20 protein-coding genes are annotated in these 21652 nt (G+C 70.8%); 11 read left to right on the forward strand and 9 right to left on the reverse strand.

Annotation, left to right across the window (positions count from 1 at the left end; genetic code table 11):
* Positions 1–13: 13 nt before the first annotated feature.
* From GUY59_RS27790 to GUY59_RS27800, 3 genes are all read left to right on the forward strand, one after another.
* Positions 14–1054: an iron-containing alcohol dehydrogenase family protein gene (locus GUY59_RS27790; protein ID WP_165959712.1), complete on the forward strand. Its 1041-nt coding sequence runs from the start codon at positions 14–16 to the stop codon at positions 1052–1054.
* Positions 1032–1799: a CDP-alcohol phosphatidyltransferase family protein gene (locus GUY59_RS27795; protein WP_138205897.1), complete on the forward strand. Its 768-nt coding sequence runs from the start codon at positions 1032–1034 to the stop codon at positions 1797–1799. Before GUY59_RS27790 ends, GUY59_RS27795 begins: the two co-directional genes overlap by 23 nt.
* 187 nt (positions 1800–1986) lie before the next feature.
* The gene (locus GUY59_RS27800) at positions 1987–2871 is read left to right on the forward strand and encodes a glycosyltransferase family 2 protein (protein ID WP_132334327.1); all 885 of its coding nucleotides are present in this window, start codon (positions 1987–1989) and stop codon (positions 2869–2871) included.
* Between the two features lie 2 nt (positions 2872–2873).
* Here the strand turns inward: GUY59_RS27800 and GUY59_RS27805 are convergent, their stop codons facing one another.
* Positions 2874–3587 (reverse strand): acetoacetate decarboxylase family protein, encoded by a 714-nt coding sequence (locus GUY59_RS27805; RefSeq protein WP_138205899.1) that lies wholly within the window; start codon positions 3585–3587, stop codon positions 2874–2876.
* A 105-nt stretch (positions 3588–3692) separates the two neighbouring features.
* On the opposite strand from GUY59_RS27805, the gene GUY59_RS51455 reads away from it, so the two are divergent.
* Entirely contained in the window at positions 3693–3923 is a 231-nt protein-coding gene (locus tag GUY59_RS51455; RefSeq protein WP_354533961.1) for a sigma factor, read from the forward strand.
* Between the two features lie 138 nt (positions 3924–4061).
* On the opposite strand, the gene GUY59_RS27815 is transcribed toward GUY59_RS51455, so the two are convergent.
* On the reverse strand, positions 4062–4427 hold the full coding sequence (locus GUY59_RS27815; RefSeq protein WP_138205901.1) for a hypothetical protein: 366 nt from the start codon (positions 4425–4427) through the stop codon (positions 4062–4064).
* A gap of 155 nt (positions 4428–4582) precedes the next feature.
* On the opposite strand from GUY59_RS27815, the gene GUY59_RS50880 reads away from it, so the two are divergent.
* Positions 4583–5734 (forward strand): sensor histidine kinase, encoded by a 1152-nt coding sequence (locus GUY59_RS50880; RefSeq protein WP_138205903.1) that lies wholly within the window; start codon positions 4583–4585, stop codon positions 5732–5734.
* Complete coding sequence (locus tag GUY59_RS27825) at positions 5731–6387, forward strand: response regulator (protein WP_132334322.1); 657 nt, start codon at positions 5731–5733, stop codon at positions 6385–6387. Before GUY59_RS50880 ends, GUY59_RS27825 begins: the two co-directional genes overlap by 4 nt.
* Positions 6388–6426: 39 nt before the next feature.
* On the opposite strand, the gene GUY59_RS27830 is transcribed toward GUY59_RS27825, so the two are convergent.
* Positions 6427–7962: a carboxylesterase/lipase family protein gene (locus GUY59_RS27830; protein WP_161714734.1), complete on the reverse strand. Its 1536-nt coding sequence runs from the start codon at positions 7960–7962 to the stop codon at positions 6427–6429.
* Between the two features lie 456 nt (positions 7963–8418).
* On the opposite strand from GUY59_RS27830, the gene GUY59_RS27835 reads away from it, so the two are divergent.
* Positions 8419–8862, forward strand: a complete 444-nt coding sequence (locus GUY59_RS27835; protein ID WP_269128922.1) for an RNA polymerase sigma factor — start codon at positions 8419–8421, stop codon at positions 8860–8862.
* A complete protein-coding gene (locus GUY59_RS27840) occupies positions 8859–9788 on the forward strand; it encodes a hypothetical protein (protein ID WP_138207575.1) in 930 nt (309 codons plus the stop codon). Before GUY59_RS27835 ends, GUY59_RS27840 begins: the two co-directional genes overlap by 4 nt.
* On the opposite strand, the gene GUY59_RS27845 is transcribed toward GUY59_RS27840, so the two are convergent.
* From GUY59_RS27845 to GUY59_RS27860, 4 genes are all read right to left on the reverse strand, one after another.
* Entirely contained in the window at positions 9785–10747 is a 963-nt protein-coding gene (locus GUY59_RS27845) for a glycosyltransferase (protein ID WP_138207577.1), read from the reverse strand. The genes GUY59_RS27840 and GUY59_RS27845 overlap by 4 nt on opposite strands.
* A gap of 56 nt (positions 10748–10803) precedes the next feature.
* Entirely contained in the window at positions 10804–12063 is a 1260-nt protein-coding gene (locus GUY59_RS27850; RefSeq protein WP_138207579.1) for an acyltransferase family protein, read from the reverse strand.
* A gap of 174 nt (positions 12064–12237) precedes the next feature.
* Entirely contained in the window at positions 12238–13881 is a 1644-nt protein-coding gene (locus tag GUY59_RS27855) for an LCP family protein (RefSeq protein WP_236667567.1), read from the reverse strand.
* Positions 13882–14067: 186 nt separating this feature from the next.
* Positions 14068–15513 (reverse strand): hypothetical protein, encoded by a 1446-nt coding sequence (locus GUY59_RS27860; RefSeq protein ID WP_236667568.1) that lies wholly within the window; start codon positions 15511–15513, stop codon positions 14068–14070.
* 151 nt (positions 15514–15664) lie between these two features.
* Here GUY59_RS27860 and GUY59_RS27865 point away from each other — a divergent pair, with 151 nt between their 5' ends.
* Genes GUY59_RS27865 through GUY59_RS27875 form a run of 3 tightly spaced genes read left to right on the forward strand, consistent with a single transcriptional unit; the run spans position 15665 to position 19715 of the window.
* On the forward strand, positions 15665–17665 hold the full coding sequence (locus GUY59_RS27865; protein ID WP_138207581.1) for a glycosyltransferase family 39 protein: 2001 nt from the start codon (positions 15665–15667) through the stop codon (positions 17663–17665).
* A gap of 55 nt (positions 17666–17720) precedes the next feature.
* Positions 17721–18650 carry a glycosyltransferase family 2 protein gene (locus tag GUY59_RS27870; RefSeq protein WP_252375203.1) on the forward strand — a complete coding sequence of 310 codons (930 nt, stop codon included), beginning with the start codon at positions 17721–17723 and terminating at the stop codon, positions 18648–18650.
* Between the two features lie 3 nt (positions 18651–18653).
* Positions 18654–19715 carry a glycosyltransferase family 4 protein gene (locus GUY59_RS27875; RefSeq protein ID WP_138207583.1) on the forward strand — a complete coding sequence of 354 codons (1062 nt, stop codon included), beginning with the start codon at positions 18654–18656 and terminating at the stop codon, positions 19713–19715.
* On the opposite strand, the gene GUY59_RS27880 is transcribed toward GUY59_RS27875, so the two are convergent.
* Together GUY59_RS27880 and GUY59_RS27885 are read right to left on the reverse strand one after the other, a co-directional pair.
* Complete coding sequence (locus tag GUY59_RS27880) at positions 19616–20575, reverse strand: lysylphosphatidylglycerol synthase transmembrane domain-containing protein (RefSeq protein WP_138207585.1); 960 nt, start codon at positions 20573–20575, stop codon at positions 19616–19618. The two genes, GUY59_RS27875 and GUY59_RS27880, sit on opposite strands and share 100 nt — an antisense overlap.
* Before the next feature lie 9 nt (positions 20576–20584).
* Positions 20585–21652, reverse strand: a 1068-nt coding sequence (locus tag GUY59_RS27885) for a hypothetical protein (protein ID WP_236667569.1), incomplete at its 5' end; no start/stop codon positions are given.

A 21652-nucleotide genomic window follows, 5' to 3' on the forward strand; every position in this document is an offset into this window, starting at 1 on the left:
GCTTCTAGCGAGAATGTTGCCGACGCCGCTGACCATGCAGGTCAGGCGGGGCGCGGTGGCGGAGCTCGGCGCGCTGCTGGCCGACAGCCGCGTGGCCACGTCCGGCAGGGTCGCCGTGGCCGTCGGGCCCGGCCAGGGCGACCACATCGAAAGCCTGATAGCGCCCACGCTGGGTGAGGCCGAGGTCTTCAGGGTGGCCGACGGCACGGTCGACGCGGCCGTCTCGCTCGGCGCCGACCTGCGCAAGGGCGCCTACGAGGTCGTGGTCGGCGTCGGTGGCGGCAAGACGATCGACGCGACGAAGTACGCCGCGTCGCTCGCCGGCATCCCGATGGTGGCCGTGGCCACCAACCTCGCCCACGACGGCATCTGCTCGCCCACCGCCTCCCTGGTCTACGACGGCGGCAAGGGCACGTTCGGGGTGCCGATGCCGCTGGCGATCCTTGTCGACCTCGACTTCGTGCACAGCGCGCCGCAGCAGCTCGTCAGGGCGGGCGTGGGCGACGTGGTGAGCAACCTGTCGGCGATCGAGGACTGGCAGCTCGGCAACGTCGAGCGCGGCGAGCCGATCGACGGGCTGGCCTGCTCCATGGCCCGCACCGCCGCGGAGGCGCTGATCGGGCGGGCCGACTCCATCGAGTCCGACGCGTTCCTCACCGTGCTGGCCGAGTCGCTGATCCTTTCGGGCATGTCGATGGTGATCGCCGGCTCCTCCCGGCCCGCGAGCGGTGGAGACCATGAGATCCTTCATGCCGTGGATCAGCTCTTCCCCGGCACCTCCAATCACGGCGAGCTCGCCGGGATCGGTGCCGCCTTCTGCTTCTTCCTCAGGCAGGACGACGCTCGCGTGACGCAGGTGACCCAATGCCTGCGCCGCCACGAGCTGCCGGTCGTCCCCGCCGACATCGGGCTGTCCAGCGAACAGTTCGCCGAGGCTGTCGCGCTGGCGCCGGCCACCCGTCCCGGCCGCTACACGATCCTGGAGCACCTGCGCATGCAGGACTCCGAGATCCACGATCGGGTGGAGGACTATGTCCGGGCCTTCGGTCGCTGAGCTGCGGCGGGTCGCCCAGCCCGACGGACACCTCCAGCGCAGGAACGGTGAGCACTGGGCGGGCGTCCTCTACATGCGCAGGATGTCCATCTACGTTACGTGGCTGATGGCCAGGACGCCGGTCACGCCCAACCAGCTCACCTGGGTGATGACGGTGGCCGGCGTCGTGGCCGGGGTCGTGCTGGCCCTGCCGGGGCTGTGGGCGGCCGTGTTCGCCGCCCTGCTCGTCCAGGTCTACCTCCTGCTCGACTGCTCCGACGGCGAGCTGGCGCGCTGGACGGGCAAGACCTCGCTGGTCGGCGTCTACCTCGACCGCGTCGGCGCCTACTTCACCGAGGCGGCGCTGCTCGCGGGGCTGGGCTGGCGGGCCTCGGTCGTCCTGCCCGACTGGTACACCGTGCTGGGGGTCGCCGCCGCGCTGGGCGCGATCCTCATCAAGGCCGAAACCGACCTCGTGGAGGTGGCGCGGGCCAAGGGCGGACTGGCGGCGGCGACCGAGGCCTCGGTGGGCCAGTTCCGCTCAGGGCTGCTGGGGCTGGGCAGGCGGGTGTTGTCGGCGACGAAGTTCCACCGCATCGTGCAGCCGGTGGAGCTGTCGCTGCTCGCGCTGGCGACCGCGGTGATCGATCTGGTGACCGGCGATCTCACCCCCACCAGGGTGTTGCTCGTCGCCTGTTTCGCCGCGGCCTGCCTCCAGGTTGTTCTGCATCTGGTCAGCATCCTGGCATCGAGGCGACTTGCGTGATCTCATGTCGGAACCGATGGAGCCCCTCGTCCGTCGTATTGATCGGACGTCCTCCGTTCGGTGGGGGTTCACTGACGGTTCCGATACGCTTAGCTCCACCCATATCCCAAACCATGCAGACCAGCAGACTCGGTGATCATGAAAGAATGCTCCGCTCGTGCTCTCAACGCGTCAGGACGATGATTCGTTGAAGATCTCGTGCGTCATCCTCACCATGGGCAACCGGGTCGCGGAGCTGAACCGGGCGGTCGAGTCCGCGCTCAACCAGGTCGACGGCGACGTCGAGGTGGTGATCGTAGGCAATGGCGCCGACGTGCCCGAGGTGTCGGCGACGCCACCCGAGGGGTCGTCCGCGATCGTGAAATCGATCCGGCTCGACCAGAACACCGGCATCCCCGCAGGCCGAAACCGCGGCGTGGAGGAGTGCTCGGGCGACGTCGTGCTGTTCCTCGACGACGACGGCTGGTATGCCAGCCAGAAGGTGGTCGCCCACGTGCGCGACCGTTTCGCCACCGAGCCCGACCTCGCGGTGATCTCCTTCCGGGTGATGGATCCCGACGGAGGCATCGGTCAGCGGCGGCACGTCCCCCGCCTGCGCGCGGGCGACCCGCAGCGCTCCTCACCCGTCACGACGTTCCTCGGGGGCGCCTCGGCCGTCAGGCGCTCCGCCTTCCTTCAGGTGGGCGGCCTGCCCGAGCGGTTCTTCTACGCGCACGAGGAGACCGACCTGGCCTGGCGGCTGCTCGGCGAGGGCTACCGCATCGAATATGACGCCGAGACGGTGATGTACCACCCGCAGGTGCCGCCGACGCGGCACACCGAGTTCTACCGGCTCAACGCCCGCAACCGGGTCTGGCTGGCCCGGCGCAATCTGCCGTGGCCGCTGGCGTTCCTCTACCTCACCAACTGGGTCGTGCTCACTCTCGTGCGCGAGCGCGGCTCGGGCGGCGCGCTCAAAGCCTGGTTCGCCGGCTTCTTCGAGGGCCTGCGCACCCCCGCCGGCGAGCGCCGTCCCATGGCGTGGCGCACGGCCTGGCGCATGGTGAAGCTGGGCCGTCCGCCGATCGTCTGAGCTCACGCCTCCCTGGCCGCGCCGAAGAGCATCTCGGCGCGTGCGACGTTCATGCTGAACAACGCCCGCTTCGGCAGCCCCAGCTCGCTCAGCTCCTTGGCGATGGGATGGTTGCCCAGGCGGATCAGCGCCCCGCCGGGGCGGATCCTGGCGCGGCGCGCCCGCGCCGACCAGGGCACGCGCCGCGTGACGCCCTCCCGGTGCGTGTACGCCTCCAGCGGCTTCACCACGGTGGCCCCCGGCACCGGCACGCCCGGCCTGACCAGCATGTCGAGCACGAGCCGGCCGTCCTTGCGCAGCACACACCGCTTGTACGGCGATCCGAGCCGCAACTCGATGTCGGCCAGTTCCTTCGGAAACCCCCACAACGTGCGCCCGGCTTCCAGCGTGAACTGCTGGTCGACCGGCAGCCAGTGCACGAACACCCCGGCCCGCGACAGGTCCGCCGCTTTCATGGGTCCCGACACGCCCGGAGGGCGCACCAGGAAGGCCATGCCGAACTCGTGGTAGGCGTCGAGATCGCCGTCGCGGTAGTCGACGAACAGCAGCACGCAGACGGCCTTGCCCGGCAGGACCTCGGCGACGTCGAGCCCGGAGTACGCGATGACCGCCCTGGCGGCGTCGGCGCGCACCGGGTAGAAGGCGCCGCAGATCTCCGCGTCCCGCACCCGCACCGGCATGCCGACCGTCCGGCCCTGGATCAGATGCGTTGCCATGCTTTCAGTACATCAACCGGCAAGCCGTGTGACCATTCCCGCCCCGGTGCCGTCTAGGTGTGATGTGAGTTTCCAACCGACACGGGGGGCGTCATCATCGAGGAGCTGTATCGCGAGCACTGGCCGCTCGTGTGCGGGTTCCTCCTGCGCAGGACCCGTGACCCCCATCTCGCGGAAGACCTGGCACAGGAGACGTTCGTCAAGGCGACCAGGGCCCTGCTGGGCCGGCGTGGTGAGAACCCGGCCGCCTGGCGCGTCCCCGCGGTCCGCGATCCGCGACGGCATCCGCATCGCCACGGCCGGGCAGCCGGTACCGGTGCCCGCCGAGCGTGTTGAGCGTCCCGATTAAGCTGGGGTTGCCGGACAGGGTCCACGTACTGCTCTCATGGTCCGCGGCTGCGGGGGCCGGGGCGTCAGCGGGCGGCCTCGTCCCCGTCCGCCGCCGTCGTCGTCGTCGTCGCCGGACGGGAGGAGTCACGCCGTTCGTGAGCGGTAGGCGGCCACGGTGGCGAGCACCCCGGCGACCGAGGCGACCACCACGCCGATGGTCCTGATCCAGGTGCCGAGGAAGACGCCGATCGAGGTCACGTCGGCAAGGACGGCGAGCTGGCCGGTGGCGACGATGGCGGCGGCCTCCGAGAGCCCGATCAACGCGCCCAAGGCCGGGGTCCAGCGCCAGCCGGTGAAGGCGATCAGCAGTGCCGACCCGACCAGCAGGACGAGGCCCGGTGGCACGACCGGCATGTTCACGCCCGCCACGCGCTGGACGACCATGCCCACGGCACCGGCGATCAGCCCGGCCACGGTGACCAGGCGGACGCCCGACAGCGTTCTGTTCATTTTCATCGCTTCCTTCGCCTGCGCTGATCCGACGCTTCACTGTGACCGGGCCGCCGCTACCGGGTCGTCCCCGTGGCCGCGGCCTCCCGGATACGCGGATCCGCGTAGCTGTGGTGAGGACGGCAGCGGTTACGGCAGCAGTTAAAGTCAGGACCGTGACGAGCATCGCGGACCGTACGCGGAGCTGGTCGGTCGACGCGTGGCCGTGCCTGCCCTTTCTCGCCGCCAACCTGGTCGGCACCGGGCCGGCGGCCGTGTACCAGCCTGACGCGGCGCGCCCGCTGGACGCCGGGGCGTACGCGCTGGTGGTGGCCGCGGCCCTGGCGCTGGCCTGGCGGCGCAGACCGGGGCTGGTGCTGCTGCTCAACGGCGCGGCGGTCGTGACCTATCTGGCGGCCGGCTATCCGTTCGGGCCGGTTCTGCTGACGGTGCCCGCCGCGATGTACGGCGTGGCCGCGGCATGGCCGGCCGTCCAGGCGGGGCTGGTCGTGGCGGCGGACTTCGGCGTGCTGATCGTGGGCCTGTTCGCCAAGGTCGCCGCGGAGCCGGGGGCCAGCGGGTCGGCGATGGTCGTGGACGTACTCGTGTGGGCAGCGGTCACGCTGGTCGTGCTGACGATCGGGACCACGGTACGGATCCGGCGGGAGGCCGCCGCGGGCGTGCGCACGGAGCAGGCGCGGCGGATGGCATCGGAGGAACGCTTGCGGATGGCGCAGGATCTGCACGACACCATCGGCCACGGGCTGGCCGCCATCGCGATGCAGGCGGGGGTGGCGCTGCACGTGCTCGATCGTGACCCGGTGGAGGCCCGTCAGGCCATGGAGGCGGTACGCGCCACCAGCCGCGAGGCGCTGGACAGCCTGCGCGCGGAGCTGGAGCACCTGCGCGGCGACGAACCCGCGCAGCGCCAGCCTGTGCCGGGACTGGACGGCCTCGGCGAGCTCTCGGGCAGGGTCAGGGCGGCCGGGATCGATTTGACCTTGAACGTCCAGCCGGACCTCGGCCTGGCCGGGCCGGTGGACTCCGCCGCGTTCCGGATCGTGCGGGAGGCGCTGACGAACGTGCTACGGCACGCGGGCACGGCCGCCGTCCGGGTTCTGATCCGCCGCGACGGCGATGAGCTGTTGGTCGAGGTCACCGACACCGGCGGCGACCGGGCCTCGCGCGCCATGAGTCCCGGCGGCGGTCTCGGCATCCGGGGCATGCGAGCGCAGACCGAGCAACTGGGCGGGGAGCTGGAGGCGGGCCCCCTTCCCGGCGGTGGATTCTCCGTCACGGCCCGGATCCCTGTGGAGGAAGTACCATGATCCGCGTCGTCGTCATCGATGACCAGGCTCTGATCCGGGTCGGCGTGCGTACGCTGCTGCGCTCCGAGCCTGATACGGAGCTCGTCGGAGAGGCCGCCGACGGCCGGTCCGGGCTGGCCGTCGTCCGCGAAACCAGGCCGGACGTGGTGCTGATGGACATCAGGATGCCCGAGATGAACGGCCTGGCGACTCTGCGGGAGATCAGCGACGATCCGGCGCTGTCATCGGTACGTGTGGTCATGCTGACCACGTTCGGCCTGGAGGAGTACGTGTTCGAGGCGCTGCGTGACGGGGCCAGCGGGTTCGTGCTCAAGGACGCCGAGCCGGACGAGTTGCTGCGCGCGGTTCGCGTGGTCGCCGGCGGCGAGTCGTTGTTGTCGCCGTCGGTCACCCGGAGCGTGATCTCTCAGTTCACCCGGCGCACCCCCGCCATGATCGCGCATCCCGGCGTCAAGGAGCTGACCGAGCGCGAACGCGAGGTGACGGCCTGGGTGGCCACCGGCATGTCCAACGACGAGATCGCTGCCCGGCTGGTGCTCAGCACCGAGACGGTGCGTACCCATGTCAGCCGGGCGATGCTCAAGTTGAGGGCCCGTGACAGGGCGCAGCTCGTCGTGTTCGCGATCCAGTCGGGCCTCGGCCCGCCGGCGTGAGCGCACGCGGGCGGGCCTTGGTGCCGCTGGGACGACTCGTCAGGAGGCGGGGCGCAGCCGCTTCCAGAAGCCGCAGTGATGCTCGGCGGACAGGTTGATCGGCGTGACCCCCTTGGCGCTGATGGACAGCACGGTCGAGCGGTCATAGGCGGGCCAGTCCGGGCCCGGCACGCCGGTTTTGGCGAAGCTCGTCCAGTAGTCGACCAGCTTGTTGTGCAGTGCGGTCGGCGGGGCGGGCGGGTTCCCCGGGTGGAAGCTGTCGAAGAAGTACCGTACGTCCGCGCCGTGCGGCACCCCCATCGGCATGCCGTTCTCGACCTTGTCCACCGGCTCGGCGAACTCGTAACCGAACACGGGCGCGCGATTGGCCTCGTTCGCGGGCAGCTGGGAGCAGGCGCCGACCTTGCCTCCGTGGTCCCCGAGCAGTGTCGCTAGCGCCAGGGCCGGGCTGGGGTAGCGCTTGGCCGGATACTCCGCCAGCACCCGCTGGCCGGCCCTGACCCCGAAGAGTTTCCTGACCGTCCGCCGGTATTCCGCCTTGTCGATCTTGGCGTGCTGCTGGGCCACGAAGACCCGCATCTCGTCCCTGGTGCCGCCGTGGATCAAGGGCACTGACGAGGTCCGCAGCGCCTCCAGCGGCTGGACCGGCAGCGCCTTGGTGCCGGCGACGGGCAGCCACGGCATCGAGGCGATTCTGGGCTCGATGGACTGCACCTGGGCCTCGTACAAGCCGATCAGGTCGCTGAGCGGCTTGCGGCGCAGGCAGGCGAGTGCCGTCTTCCGGTCGGCGCAGCCGAGTTCGCGCGCCGTTCTCACGGCCCGGCGCTCGGCTTCCTTCCTCGTCAGCAGGTCGTTGCCGCACGGCCCGCTCTGCACGATCGCCTTGTGGAACAGGCCCTTCGCACCGGGTGCGGCCAACTGGGCGCAGGCGCTGAAGGCACCCGCCGACTCCCCCCACAGGGTCACGTTGCCCGGGTCGCCGCCGAACGCGGCGATGTTGCTCCGCACCCACCGCAGCGCCGCCTGCTGGTCGGCGATCCCGAAGTTTCCGTTGTACCGATCCCGATTCCCGGGATGGGCCAGGAAGCCCAGGCTGCCCAGCCGGTAGTTCAGGGTCACCACGACCACCTGGCCGCGCTTGACGATCCGCGTCGGGTCGTACAGTCCTCCGGTGCCGCCGGTGAAGCCGCCTCCGTGCAGGAACACCATCACGGGCAGCCGGGAGGACGTCGTACGCGGGGTCTCCACGTTGAGATAGAGGCAGTCCTCCTCTCCCAACGGCGGTTCCGACGGCGCGAGCCGCCAAGGGCATGACGGGCCGGGTTTTGTGGCGTTCTTGACCTTCGTCCACGGTTTGACGGGGGCGGGCGCGCGCCATCGCCTGGCCCCCACCGGCGGGGCGGCGAACGGTATGCCCTGGAACAGGCGGTAGTCAGCGGTGACCTTGCCGCGTACAGGACCGTCGGAGGTTCGTACCACGGCGTCGTCGGCCGTGGAGGCCACAGCGGGGAAGGCCACGATGGACAGGAGCAGCGAGGCTACCCCCGCCGCCTTGGCGAAACGGGTTCTCAACATGCGCCCACCCTTGCCGTGAACGGCGCCCGGGTCTTCCCACCATCGCCGTATCCGTGGCCTACGCCCACCTGCGTACGCCGTCTGCCCGGCGAACGAATCGCCGGTCGCCTGCTCCGGCTGAGCGTCCCACCGGCCACGGTCCTGCACGGTGAGCGGCACGAGCCGCCGGCCCACCAGACGGCGAGCGCGTGCGCCGTCAGAACGGCCCGCTCGACCAGCGAGGCGCCCTGCGGGATGGTGATCACGGGCAGCCCGCGGCCGATGCAGTCCATGCTTTTGGTGGCGGTGTCGGCACCGCACCGTGCCGGCGGCCAGCGACAGACCCGCCGGCGCGCCCTCGGCCATGCGCGGGGCGTGCCGGTTGGGCACGGCAAGCCGTGTGACCATTCCCGCCCCGGTGCCGTCTAGGTGTGATGTGAGTTTCCAACCGACACGGGGGGCGTCATCATCGAGGAGCTGTATCGCGAGCACTGGCCGCTCGTGTGCGGGTTCCTCCTGCGCAGGACCCGTGACCCCCATCTCGCGGAAGACCTGGCACAGGAGACGTTCGTCAAGGCGACCAGGGCCCTGCTGGGCTGGCGTGGTGAGAACCCGGCCGCCTGGCTGCTCGCCATCGCCCGCAACGTCCTGGTCGACCACATACGCCGCCGCCGGATCGAGGTGGCCCTGCCGGACCCCGGCGAGCTGGGCGTGCCTGCGCTCCACGTGGTCTCCCTCGACGTGCGCGACACCCTGGACCGGCTGCCCGAGCGGCACCGCAGGCTGCTCACGCTGGTCTATCTCGAAGGGTTCTCGCTCGTGGAGGTGGCCGCGATGACCGGCAGGAATCACGCCTCGATCAAGACCGCCGTGTGGCGGGCCAGGAACGCCTTCGCCGACATCTACGGAGCCCCCGAATGACCGACGACTTCCCAGACCTGCCGGACTTCGACCTCAAGGCCACCCGGAACGCCGTGCGGCGGGGTGTCCTCAGGACGGCCGCGATCGTCCTGACCGTACTCGTCCTCCTCGCCGCGGCGCTCACGTGGGGGTCGGCCGCGGTGCAGACCCGCGGCGACCGCGAGCAGCGCATGGCCGCCGTGCTCGGCACCGCGTTCAAGATGTACAGCCCGGCCTACGCCGTGAGCCTGGGCGCCTGCTGCGAGACCACCCCGATGTCGATGTCCCTGGAGGTGCAGGCGGCTCCGCTGCGTCCTGTCGGCGACTTCTGGCCCGCGGGCGGCGCCGCGTACACGATCAGTCAGAACCTCTTCGGCCGGGTGGGGCGCCTGCCGCTGGGCAGCGTCGCCAACACCAGGCTCTCCACGGCCCTGTACGACGTCGGCACCTCCCTCGCCCCCAAAAGGGACGTGCGCAAGGTGCTCGACCGGCTGCCCGGGGGCCTCAGGGCGATGGCGGTGGTGGAGTTCGCCACGCCGCTGCCCGAAGGCGACATGAAGGCCTTCATGAAGACGCACGGCGCCTGTGCCGAGCGGGTCGCCTACGAGCGCAGACCGGGCGCCCTCTCCATCACCTGGGGCTTCGGCTACTGGGCCGACGCGCGGACAAACCCCGGGAAGAAGGGCGGCGACATGACCGAGGAATCGTGCGGCGGCGGGCTGCAGGACTTCCGCGCCTGGGTCGGCCTGCTCCGCGAGCACGACGACGCCAACCTGCGCGCCTTCGACCTGTCCCTGGACCGGCTGCGCAAGGCGGCGGACGGCGGTCTCTCCTACGCCTACGTCGACCAGGGCAGCTCGGTCGAGAAACTGCGCGAGGTGATCAAGGATCCGCGCGTCCGCACGGTGCGCCTGGCCGACGTCGCCTTCGACCTGGACAAGCCCTAGACGGCGAGCGCGTGCGCCGTCAGGCCGGCCCACGACTCGGCGCGGCGGACGAAGTCCTGCGCGTGGTCCGGCCAGTGGTGGCGCAGGCGTGCCTCGGCGTGGCCCAGCGCGCCCAGTTCGAGCCGGCGTGCCGGGTCCTCCTTGAGGTCCAGGACGGCGTTCAGCACGGCGTCCACGTCGAAGGGAACCACGAGGCCGCAGCCGGCCCGTTCGACCAGCGACGCGCCCTGCGGGGTGGTGATCACGGGCAGCCCGCGGCCCATGTAGTCCATGATCTTGGTGGGCGGCGTCGGCACCGTGCCGGCGGCCAGCGACAGGCCCGCCAGCGCGCCCTCGGCCATGCGCAGGGCGTGCCGGTTGGGCACGTACCCGTACCAGTCGAGCAGGCCGACGCGCTGGGCGTCACGCAGCAGCGGACGTACGTCGCGGGCCGCCGCGCCGATCAGGTCCAGCCTCACCCCGTGCGGGACCAGCCGCTCGGCCAGCCCGATCAGCTCCGTCACGCCCCGCTCGGCCGACAGGCGGCCGATGTGCACGACCCTGGTGTCGCCGGGCGGAGGAGGGGCGGGCGACACCAGGGTCGCCTCGGGGAGCACCGCGGTCGTGACCACCCGGTGTCGGCGGCCCGCGCGGGCGAGCCGCGCCGGGCTCACCTGCTCGCGTACGTCCCAGACGACAGGGGGCCGCCGGAGGGGCAGCGCGCGCAGCAGCCGGTGGTCGTGCACGATCAGTAGGTCCGCGTCCTTCACACCGCGTTTGAGCACCGCGCGGGCCCGCCCGTACGACGCGTGGTACGCCACGTCGACGGCCTTGAGCCCCATGGCCGGCGTCACGTTGAAGTGGGTGAACGGCGCGACGTAGGTCACCTCGTGGCCCGCGTCGAGCAGCGCCCGGATCTGCCGGTGCATGATCCGGGCGTCCTCGGGATGGTGGACGGTCGTGGTGACACATGCGCGCATGTGTCGATGCTCGGCGCTAACCAGGTCAAAGGCGTTAATGCGGGCCAAACGGCTGCTTAACTTCGGGATGGCCGCCGATAGAGCCAGGTCAGGCGGGGCTCAAGCACCCACTTGAAGACCGTACGGGTCTCCGGCAGGCACAACACGATCGCCAGCGCGAAGGAGCTGAAGCTGATCGCCAGCACGCCTAGCGGCCCGTGCAGCCACGGGAACTCCAGCCAGCCCTGGTCCTTGGCGATCAGGACGGGGATGCCGTGCAGGAGGTAGCAGTAGAGCGTGCGGGTGCCGAGGTCGGTGTACCAGGTCTCCTTCCTGGGCACCAGCGCCAGCACGGCGAAGCACATGGCGAGCGCGCACACCAGCAGGCCGACGCGCAGCCCGAGCCCCATGTACCAGGACAGGTCGAGGTCCTGGTAGCTGTTCTTGTAGTAGAAGGGGCCGAGCGGGGCCTTGGGCGCGATGTAGATGGCCACCGCCGCCGCGCCGAGTACCGTGACCACCGAGACGATCTTGATCCAGCGCCGGTTGAGCAGTTCGAAGTGTTCGGGCTGCATCACGAGGCCGATGACGAAGAACGGCAGGAGACCGAAGAAGCGGTCCATGCTGAAGTCGCCCGAGATCTGCGAGAACCCGGCGAACAGGTAGATCGCGATCGACACGGGGACGGGATATTTCATGCGCTTCCACACCGGCGTGGACAGGCGCCAGAACAGCAGCGCCAGGAGATACCAGTTGAGCCACGCCGGGTCGATGATCGTCAGGCTCCACTTCTGGCCCAGCGCGAAGCGGAGCGCGGCGTAGCCGACCTCCACGATCACGTAGGGGACGAGGAAGGTGTCGACCAGCTTGTTGGTCTTCGCGTTGGAGTTCCAGAAATTTCTGGACAGGTAGCCGCTGATCAGCACGAAAAGCGGCATGTGGAACGTGTAGATGAAGATGTACAGCGATCTGGAGGAGTCGGCCGACAAGGTCGGCACCAGCGAGTGGCCCAGCGGCACGAGCGCGATCAGGATGAACTTGACGTTGTCGAGGAACGGGTCACGCTTGCGCCTGGGCGGCTGCTCGGCCTGCTGCTGGGGCCGGGGTTGCGGCTGCGCCTCCGGCTGCGCGGCGGGCGCCGTGATCACGGGGCGCTCGGCCCGCACCGCGGGCTGCGGCTCCGTGCGCTCGCCCGGCGGCACGCCGTGCGGGTCGGTGGCCTCGCTCCAGAAGGTCTCCTCCGGTAGCGGCCATCGGGCCCCCGTGTCGGCGGGCCCGCCCTCGCCGTCAGGGCTCCGCGGGGTCGTGACCTGTGGGGACCATCTGGTGTCAGACACTGGGGGAGTCGCTCAGCTTCGCTCGGGGCCGGGGAACACGACGGCAGCACGACCCGGACGACCTTGCGGCCCCGTGTCGCGCTGCGTCGCCGACCCGCAACACACTATCTCGCGCTCAAGGGTGCTGTCCCTCACGCGGCGGATATGACGCGATTACACAGGCAATCTGGAGCGTCAGGTGCACACGTTCTTCTGCTCGGACGCGTTGATCGAGTTCTGCTCGACGCTGTCGGGCAGCTTGCTGACCTTGACCGAGTCGAAGTCCTCGCCGATGACGAACTGGATCACCGGAGTGCCCTTGAGCTTGGCTCCGCCGGTGCTGGTCGTCGTGGACGTGTACGGCTGCGCGTTCGTCGCCTTGACCTTGCCCGACCCCGGCGAGGGCTTGGGCACGACGGCCTTGGCCAGCACGTCGGCGTAGTCGGACGCCGTGTCGATCGACTTGGCGTAGTGGACCTCGCTCTTGGCCAGGCTGGCGCCGCCCGGGGCCTCGTAGTTGCCCACCCCGATCACCTTGAAGCCCTGCTCGGCCAGTTGGCCGGCGACCTCGTTCGCCTTGCCCTGAGTCTTGGTGCCGTTGAGCACCTGGACCCGCACCTGCTCCGGCTTGGGCGTGACCTTGGGCTTGGAGCTGGCGCTGGCGGACGGCGACGGCTGGGTCTCCTCGGTGTCCGTCTTGATCGCGGTGAACAGCTTCTGGGCGTCGGGCTGCCTCCAGACCACGCGAGCATCGGGGTTGTCCGGGTCGGGCAGGACCGGGACCGTGGTGAGCTCGACCCCCTTAGCCGTCAGTTGCTTCGTGCTCATGGCGATGGAGATGAGCTTCTCGGTGTCGTTGGCGAGCGCGGGGTCCATGGTGACCGAGCCGGCGGCGGCCGCGATGAAGTTTCTGAGCTTGCCGACGTCGGTCATGAGCTCGCTGCTGGTGGCCTTGGCGATGACCTTGCTGAGGAAGATCTGCTGCCGCTTGATGCGCTGGAGATCGCTGCCGTCGCCGTATTTGCGCAGGCGTACGTAGCCGAGGGCCTTCTCGCCGTTGAGCAGGCTCTTGCCGGGCGGCAGCACGAGCTTGGAGCTCTTGTCGTTGACGCCGTTCTGCAGGCAGATCTCGATGCCGCCCAGGGCGTCGACGATGTTCTTGAAGCCGCTGAAGTCGACCTCGACGAAGTGGTTGACGCGGATGCCGGTGAGGGTCTCGAGCGTGGAGATCGTGCACGCGACGCCGCCCGAGTTGTACGCCGAGTTGATCATGTCGCGGCGTGGGGGCATCTCCTGCTCGGTGGTCTCGTTCTTGCACTTCGGGATCTGCACCATCGAGTCGCGCGGGAAGCTGACCAGCCGGGCCTTGTCGCGGTTGGGGGAGATGTGCAGCAGGATGATCGTGTCGGTGCGCTTGCCGCCGCCGTCGGCCTTCCTGGCGTCCTCCTGGCCGTATTTCGCGTTGCCCTCGCCCGCGCGGGTGTCGGAGCCCACGAGCAGCACGTTGAGCGCGCCGGTGTCGAAGGGCCGCGGGTTGATGATGTCGTCGTTGATGCTCTTCTGCTTGATGTTGCCGAAGGCGTCGCGGTAGACCACGTAGCCGGTCAGCGCGCCCGCGACCATGAGCGAGGTGACGCCGATGCTGACCCAGGCCAGCACGCGCATCTTGCCGCCCTGACCGCCACCGCCGCGATGGCCGCGGGGCGGCCCGTCGTCCGGCGGCTCGGGAGGCGGCGCGGCGGCGGCCGCCCTGCGGGCCATCCTGCTGCCGGGCTGGGAGTGAGCGCCTCGATGGTCGTGCGGGAAATCAGCTACTGGCGCGCCCCTGTAGTCGCTCATACGCCCCCTAGCCTCACTTCTTGCGCCTGACGCGCCGGCTTGGTCGCTCCGGGCAACGAGAGTAGGACACGTGCGGCGGGCCCGTGGCCTTGATCGCGGGCAACGATCGTGACCCGGGTGTGACGCTTTCGCCGGAAAGCATACTCAGAGCCGGACATTGCGTGGAATATCATCGCCAAACTCTTTTCACCCTCCAGGTACTCGTCGCAGCACATCAGGCCTGAGACTGAGGGCAGCCGCCACACAGGCCAGAGGTACGGCCGGCAGCACGTAACGGTAGTCGAACTCGGCGGCCGCGGCCGGTGTGACCAGCAGCACGGCGGCCGCCGACCAGGGCACCAGCCAGGCCGGAGCTCCCGCGCGAGGCCGGCACTGCCGCCTGCGCCGGAGCCCGGCGACGGCCATCGCCGGCGGCACCAGCAGCACCCCCAGGAGCACCGGGCCGGGCAGCCGCGCTGCGCTCTGGTAGGCCCGCAGCCATCCGGCGTAAGGCTCGACGATCTTCGTGCCGATCGCACCCTGCTCATAGAGCTTGGCATATTCGGCGCCGACCTGTGCGGGATAACGGCCAGGCGGACCCGGTTCGGTGACAGGGAACTCGTAGTAGCCGTAAATCTCGGCGTCAGGATAGACCGGACGGCCCCAGGTGAACGTGCGGCCCAGCTCGCCCAGCACCGAGGCGGCGTAGTCGAGCGGCTGGCTGGTGATCGCCAGCGCCGCGAACCTGGCCGCCAGCTCGTCGTTCTCCTTCGTGAACGTGATCCCCGGCAGCCGGACGAGGGGGGCGTCCTTGGCCCAGATGTACTCCTGGGAGGGTGGCCGCTCCTCCGGCGGGCGGGGGTCGCACAGCACCCTCAGATCGGGCGGCGGGTCCATCCTGGCGCAGTCGGCGAACGACATCGCGCGGGCGTACAGGAAGGCGCCGTTCGCGCCCACCAGGCCGATGCGCTGGTAGGTGGAGTAGAACCAGGCGCCGTACGCGACGAGCGGCACCAGGGCGGCGGCGAGCAGCACCCCGGCGGGCCGGATGCGCCGGCGCAGCACGAACCAGCCGGCCAGCACGACGATCAGCGGCTGGCCGACCGTCCTGGTGAGCACGGCCGCGGCCAGCAGCAGCCCGATCGCCGCCACGGTGGCGGGCCGCCGCGTCGTGCTGAGCACGACGGCGGCCACGACCAGGAACATGAAGAGCGTGTCGGCGACCAGGAGATGCTCCAGCTCGACCTGGTACGCGTCCAGCAACACGGGGACGGCGGCCGCCGTCGCCGCCCATCGGGGCGCCCGGCGCGCCGCCAGATAGACCAGCACGCCCGTGGCCAGGCCGAGCAGGTGCTGCACGGCCGCGACCGCGGCGAAGGAGTGCAGCGGTTCGAGCAGCTTGAGGAACATCGAGTAACCCGCCGGCCGCACCAGGTCGGGGCGTGGGTGGAAGACGGTGACGACGTAGGTGTACGTGTCGGGGAACCACAGGGCGGGCCGGTAACCCGCCATGGCCAGGGCGCGCAGCGCCGCGCCGAGCGCGAACACGGCCAGGAACCACCCGTGCCGCCGGACCCGGCGCCGGACCTCGCCCGGGAGGCGCCGCCTGCCCCGGCGGGCCGGCGCGGGCTCCTCCGTACGAGCCTCCGACATCAGCCGTACGTCCTCCCGAATCCTCCGCCACCCCCGGGCGGTCTGCCACCGTACGGTACCGGCGATCGTGCGGAGCCCGTGCCACCGGCGGCACGCCACGCGCCCGCCATGGGCGTGCCCGGTGTGCGCGGTTGGATACGCTCGCTGACCGATGGGACACGATCGACCAGGCCGGTTGCTCGCCGCGCTCTCGGTGCTGCCCGCGCTCGCCGTGGCGGGATGGCTGCTGGCCGGGCTGCCGCTGCTGCTGCTCGGCCGCTTCGCGCCGCTGCCGGCCGCGCTTCTCGGGCTGCCCGCCGCCGCGCTGCTGTGCTGGGCGGGCACGCGGCGGCTCGGCAAGCTGGTCGAGGCCACGCCCTGGCAGGTCGCGGCGGTCGTGGCGGTGGCCCTGGCGTCGGGCGTGTTCAACACGGTGCTGCACAGCGAGCAGGTCGCCGTCAGGCGTGATCCGGCGACGTACGCGCACTACGCGGCCTGGATCGCGCAGCACGGCTCGTTGCCCATCCCGAGGCAGGCCGAGGCGTTCGGCGGGTTCGACCCGTGGCTGATCTTCGCCGGCGTCGGGTTCTTCGACGTGCCCGGCGGGGTGGTGCCGCAGTTCATGCCGGGCGCACCGCTGCTGTTCGCGGTGGGCAACTGGTTCGGGGCGCCGTTCGCGATGCCGGCCGTGCTGGGCGCGCTGGCCGTGCTCACGCTGGCCGGGGTCGTCGCGCGGCTGGCCGGCGCGCGGTGGGCGGTGGTCGCGGCGGTGGCGCTCGCGGTGTGCCTGCCGATCCTCTACACCTCGCGCACCACGTTCAGCGAGATCCCGTCGATGGTGTTGCTGTTCGGCGGCCTGTCGTTGGCCTGCGACGCGTTCACCAGGCCGGGGTGGTGGCGCGGGCTGCTCGCGGGGCTGGTGTTCGGGCTGGCCGTACTGGTCAGGATCGACGGGCTGCGTGACGTGCTGCCGGTGCTGGCGTACGCGGGGCTGCTGATCGCGATGCGGCGGTCGGCGAGGAACAAGGGGGCGCTCGGCCCAGGGTTGCTGGCCGGTCTGGTCGTGGGCGGCGGGATCGGGATGCTCGGGGGATACGTGCTCGCCCGGCCGTACCTGGGTTACCTGGGGGGCTCGATCCGGCCGCTGCTGCTCATCTGCGCGGGTGTGCTCGTGCTCACCGTGGCCGGCACGGCCGCCGCGCCGCTCCTGGCCCGGCTGCGCCCGCCGAAATGGCTGCCGATGGCGGGGGCCGGGCTGACCGTGCTGCTCATGGCCGGCCTCTACGCGCGTCCGTGGGTTCAGGCGGTCACCCGGGTGCCGGTGCACGAGGGCGACCGGCGTACGTTCTCGATGATCGAGGCGATCCAGAGGGCCAACGGCATGACGCCCGACGGCACACGGCTCTACTTCGAGTATTCGCTGCACTGGGCGGTCTGGTACGTCGGCCTGCCCACGGTCGTGCTGGCCACGGTCGCCGCGGCGCTGCTCGTCCGCCGGCTGCTGCGCGACGGCACGCCGTTCGAGTGGCTGCTGCCGCTCGCGGTGATCGGCTGGACCACCGTCACCACGCTGCTGCGGCCCGAGATCACGCCCGACCATCCGTGGGCGGCCCGCCGCCTGGTGCCCGTCGTCATCCCCGGGCTCATCCTGCTGGCCACGTACGCGCTGGCCCGGCTGCGCGACCAGGCGGGCCGGCGCGGCACGCGAATTCGGCGCTGGGGCACCGCGCTGGCGGTCGCGCTCGTGCTGGTGCCCCCGGCCGTGACCTCGATCGGCACGGCGTTCACGCCGATCGAGCGGGGCGAAGCGGCGGCGGTCGAGGCGATGTGCGACAAGATCCCGCGCGACGCCTCGGTGTTGTTCGTCGAGCGGGTCACCGGCGACCGGTTTATGCAGGCGGTGCGGGGCACGTGCGGGCTCCCGGCGGCCGCGGTCAAGCGTGTGCTGACCGACGTGGCGCCTGAGGACCAGGTACGCCGCCTGATCGAGCGGGTGCGGGGCACCGGGCGCGTGCCGGTCGTGCTGGCCGCCGACGAGGGCCAGGTCGCGCCGTACGGGCCGGCGACGCAGGTCCTGGCGCTGGTGGCGCGGCAGGACGAGCGCTCGCTGATCGAGGCGCCCAACGGCACCTGGACGTTGCGGATGAACGTCTGGATGTCCGTGTCGGAGTAGAACGATCTTGTAGGGTAGACTCGGTGCTCCTCTGGGCAGAGTAACCTCGATCCCCGTGAGCACGCTCGACGCCTCCAAGAGTGGACCTGCCGTGGAAGAAGCGCCATACGTCACGATCGTCCTTCCCTGCTACAACGAGCAGGACCACGTCCTCGACGAGGTCGAGCGCATCACCAAGGCGATGGACTCGAGCGGCTACACCTACGAGCTCGTGGCCGTCGACGACTGCTCCAGCGACGAGACGCTGGCCAGGCTGAAAGAGGCCGCGCCCACCTACCCCCACCTGCGCATCCGCGCCTTCCACCGCAACGGCGGCGCCGGCACCGTGCGCCGCATCGGCACGCAGGAGGCCAGGGGCGAGATCGTCGTGTGGACCGACGCCGACATGACCTACCCCAACGAGCGCATCCCCGAGTTGGTGCAGCTCCTGGAGAAGGACCGGACGATCGACATGGTGGTCGGCGCGCGCACCAGCGAGGAGGGCTCGCACAAACTGCTGCGCGTGCCCGCCAAGTGGGCGATCCGCAAGGTGGCGGAGATGCTGGCCGGGCAGAAGATCCCCGACCTCAACTCCGGGTTGCGGGCCTTCCGCAGGCCGGTGGCCAAGCCCTACCTGCGGCTGCTGCCTCCCGGGTTCTCCTGCGTCACGACGATCACGCTGTCGTTCCTGTCCAACCAGCACGACGTCTACTACCTGCCGATCGGCTACGCCAAGCGGGCCGGCAAGTCGAAGTTCAGCTTCGTCTCCGACGCCTACCGCTACATCCTGCAGGTGCTGCGGATGATCATGTACTTCAACCCGCTCAAGGTGCTGATGCCTCCCGCGTTGTGGCTGGTGGGCATCGGGCTGCTGAAGGGCGTCTGGGACATGATCCAGCACCCGTTCTACTTCCCCGCCAACACCGTCATGATCTTCCTGTCCGGGTTGCTGATCGGGTCCGTGGCGTTGCTGGCTGACCTGATCGTGCGCTCGCGCGGGAACTGACCGGTGCGCATCGCGATCGTCGGCCCGACCTACCCGTACAAAGGGGGCGGGGCTCAGCACACCACCGAGCTCGCGCACCGGCTCGCGGCCCTGGGGCACGACGTGGTGATCGAGTCGTGGCGGGCCCAGTACCCGTCGTTCCTCTACCCCGGCGAGCAGACGATCTCCGCACCCGAGGGCAGCCCCTACCCGCGGACCGCGCGCAGGCTCGACTGGCGGCGGCCCGACGGGTGGGCCGGCGCGGGCCGGCGGCTGCGCTCGGCGGACCTGGTCGTTCTCGCCGTGCTCAGCCCCGTGCAGGTCCCCGCCTACCTGGGCATCCTGCTCGGCCTGGGGCGCAAGGCAAAAGCCGTCGCCCTGTGCCACAACGTGCTGCCGCACGAGCGCAAGCCCTACGACCGGCCGCTCATGCGGGCGCTGCTCAACCGGGTCGACGGCGTGCTGACCCACTCCGAGCAGCAGGCCGCGCTGGCCAGAGGGTTGACCGGCACGCCGGTGAGCGTGGCGGGGCTGCCGCCGCACCTGCCCTCGACCACCGCCGAGAGGTCCACCGCCGTGCACCGCCGGCTGCTCTTCTTCGGCATGGTCCGGCCCTACAAAGGGCTCGACCTGCTGCTGCGGGCGCTGCCCGACGGGGTCGCGCTGACGGTGGCGGGAGAGTTCTGGGGTGGGCTCGACGAGACGAAGGCGCTGATCGCCGAGCTGGGTCTCGGTGACCGGGTCGAGCTGCGGCCCGGCTATGTGGCGGCCGAGGACGTGCCGGCGTTGTTCGCCGCCGCCGACGCGCTCGTGCTGCCGTACCGCACCGCGACCGCCAGCCAGAACGTCTGGCTCGGCCACGAGCACGGCGTGCCCGTGATCGCCACCCGGGTCGGCGCGCTGGCCGACCACGTCACCGACGGCGTCGACGGGATCCTCGTCGAGCCGGGCGACGCCGGCGCGCTCCGCGAGGCGATCGAGCGCTTCTACGCCTCCGGCGAGCCCGAGAGGTTGCGGTCGGGGGTCAAGGCGGTCGATCCGGAGCCGTTCTGGTCCGCGTACACGGCGGCGCTGCTCGGCGCCTGACGGCCCAGCAGCCACGACACCCCCGCGGCCGTCGCGTCGGCCAGGGTGAAGGCCAGCCGCGACACGATGGCCACCGCGAGCGCGGCGGGCGTGCCGATGATCGGCCCGAGCACCAGCACCATCGCGCCCTCCCTGATGCCGACCCCGGCGGGCACGACGACGGTCAGGATGCCGGTGGCCCACGCGAAGGCGTAGGCGCCGGTGGCCACGACGTAGAGGTCGGCGCGACCGGCCAGCAGCCAGACGTGCAGGCCGTACACGAGCCAGCCGAGCGCCGTCCACGCCACCGCGACCACGACCGTGCGGCCGGGCAGGACGCTCTCCAGCGGCTCCTTGCGGGCGACGCGCAGCGCGAGGTTGAGACCCCAGGTGAGCACCTTCGGGTGCAGGCAGACCATGATCACCGGCACGAGCAGGACGAGGTACCAGGCCCGCCGCACCACCTCCTGCGAGCCCAGCGTGGCCGCGGCGATCGAGATCGCGACCCCGATGCTGATCACCAGACTCAGCGAGATCGTCGCGAACGTGCGCCGCGGCGGGCTGCCGTGGTCACGACCTAGGTCGATCATCGCGGCGTACGCCCAGACCGCGCCCGGGATGTACTTCCCGAGCTGGCCCACGAACATGATGCGCCCGGCGACCCGCAGTGGCACCCGCGTGCCGAGCCCCGCCAGGATCTCGCGCCAGGCGACCAGCATGAAGAACTGGCCGAGCAGCACCGCGGCGAACGCCCCCAGCACCGCCCACGGCGACATGTCGGCCACGGCGGCCGTGGTCTCCTCCCAGTTGGAGGCCAGGCCGTAGCCCAGGAAACCGAGCGCGACCAGGGCGAGGACGACGCGCAGCAGGCGGCGGAGCATTGGGCCAGGCTACGCGTTCCTCCCCCAGACCAGCCAGACCATCGCCGCGAGCACGATCAGCGCGGCGAGCACCGCGAACGCGATCTTTACCGCGCTGTACGGCCGGTCGCCGTGGACCTCCCCGCTCACCCCATTGATCATCACCTGGTACGTCTTGCCGCTGAACACGTAGTTGCCGACCCACACCGGCAGCAGCACCAGCTTGAACGTGACGTCCGCGTAGGAGGTGTTCACCGAGTGCACGCGCTGCTCGTCGCCGCCGATGTCCCTGCGGCAGTCGCCCAGGATGGCCTGGTGCATGACGCCCTTGGCCAGCTCCATGCCGGCCTGCGGCTCGGTGTCGTACCTGAGGCTGTGGTGCCCGGTCACGTAGCCGGGCTGGAACGCGACCGCCCGCTCCAGCGGCCAGGGCTGCAGCGCGTTGAGCCGTTCTCCGGGGAGCCGCGTGGTGGCGGGGACGAGGACGTCGTCGAAGGTGCGCGCGACCCGGCCGGCGGCGGGATGCCAGCGGGTCTTGCGGACCCGGCGGGTCTTGCGCTGGCCGTTGGAGGTGTAGGACTGGGTCACCCAGTAGTGCTTGCCGCGCTGGCCGGTGTAGTCGGAGACCGTGGCCGCGTCGAACGTCCAGTGCGGAAGGTACGTGCTCTTCATGGTCTCCGCCTCGCTGACCTTCTTGAGGCGGTTGGGGGCGAACCAACGGGTCCGCACCCAGCCGCGCAGCGCGGTCCTCGTGCCGCCGCGGTCGAGGGCGAAGGGGAGCACGGCCTCCGGGGTGATCTGTGAGTCGTTCGCCGTGTCGGCCACCAGGGCGGTGCTGCAGAACTGGCAGCCCATGGACAGGGCGTCGCTCTCGGTGCGGGCGCCGCAGCCGGGGCAGGTGAACTGGTGCCTGGCCAGGGTGTGGACGCGCGGCTTGGCGAGGAAGGCGTCGAAGGAGTGCTCGCGGACGCGCCGGGCGGGCGGGGCGATCTGCTGTTCGAGCCCGCAGTAGGGGCATCGCAGGGCGGTGGTGCCCGGTGCGAAGGCCACGCTCGCGCCGCAGCCCGCACACGGCTGGGCGGGTGTCTGGGTGGGGGA

This window comes from Nonomuraea sp. K271 (assembly GCF_009908215.1).
GTDB lineage: Bacteria > Actinomycetota > Actinomycetes > Streptosporangiales > Streptosporangiaceae > Nonomuraea > Nonomuraea longispora.

Bases quoted from the DNA above. Each gene is read 5' to 3' on its own strand.
- GUY59_RS27865 (WP_138207581.1), top strand. From the start codon at position 15,665: ATGGGACACGATCGACCAGGCCGGTTGCTCGCCGCGCTCTCGGTGCTG.
- GUY59_RS27795 (WP_138205897.1), top strand. From the start codon at position 1,032: ATGTCCGGGCCTTCGGTCGCTGAGCTGCGGCGGGTCGCCCAGCCCGAC.
- GUY59_RS27825 (WP_132334322.1), top strand. From the start codon at position 5,731: ATGATCCGCGTCGTCGTCATCGATGACCAGGCTCTGATCCGGGTCGGC.
- GUY59_RS27860 (WP_236667568.1), bottom strand. From the start codon at position 15,513: ATGTCGGAGGCTCGTACGGAGGAGCCCGCGCCGGCCCGCCGGGGCAGG.
- GUY59_RS27815 (WP_138205901.1), bottom strand. From the start codon at position 4,427: ATGAACAGAACGCTGTCGGGCGTCCGCCTGGTCACCGTGGCCGGGCTG.
- GUY59_RS27805 (WP_138205899.1), bottom strand. From the start codon at position 3,587: ATGGCAACGCATCTGATCCAGGGCCGGACGGTCGGCATGCCGGTGCGG.
- GUY59_RS27880 (WP_138207585.1), bottom strand. From the start codon at position 20,575: ATGCTCCGCCGCCTGCTGCGCGTCGTCCTCGCCCTGGTCGCGCTCGGT.
- GUY59_RS27790 (WP_165959712.1), top strand. From the start codon at position 14: ATGTTGCCGACGCCGCTGACCATGCAGGTCAGGCGGGGCGCGGTGGCG.
- GUY59_RS27840 (WP_138207575.1), top strand. From the start codon at position 8,859: ATGACCGACGACTTCCCAGACCTGCCGGACTTCGACCTCAAGGCCACC.
- GUY59_RS27855 (WP_236667567.1), bottom strand. From the start codon at position 13,881: ATGAGCGACTACAGGGGCGCGCCAGTAGCTGATTTCCCGCACGACCAT.
- GUY59_RS27845 (WP_138207577.1), bottom strand. From the start codon at position 10,747: ATGCGCGCATGTGTCACCACGACCGTCCACCATCCCGAGGACGCCCGG.
- GUY59_RS27830 (WP_161714734.1), bottom strand. From the start codon at position 7,962: ATGTTGAGAACCCGTTTCGCCAAGGCGGCGGGGGTAGCCTCGCTGCTC.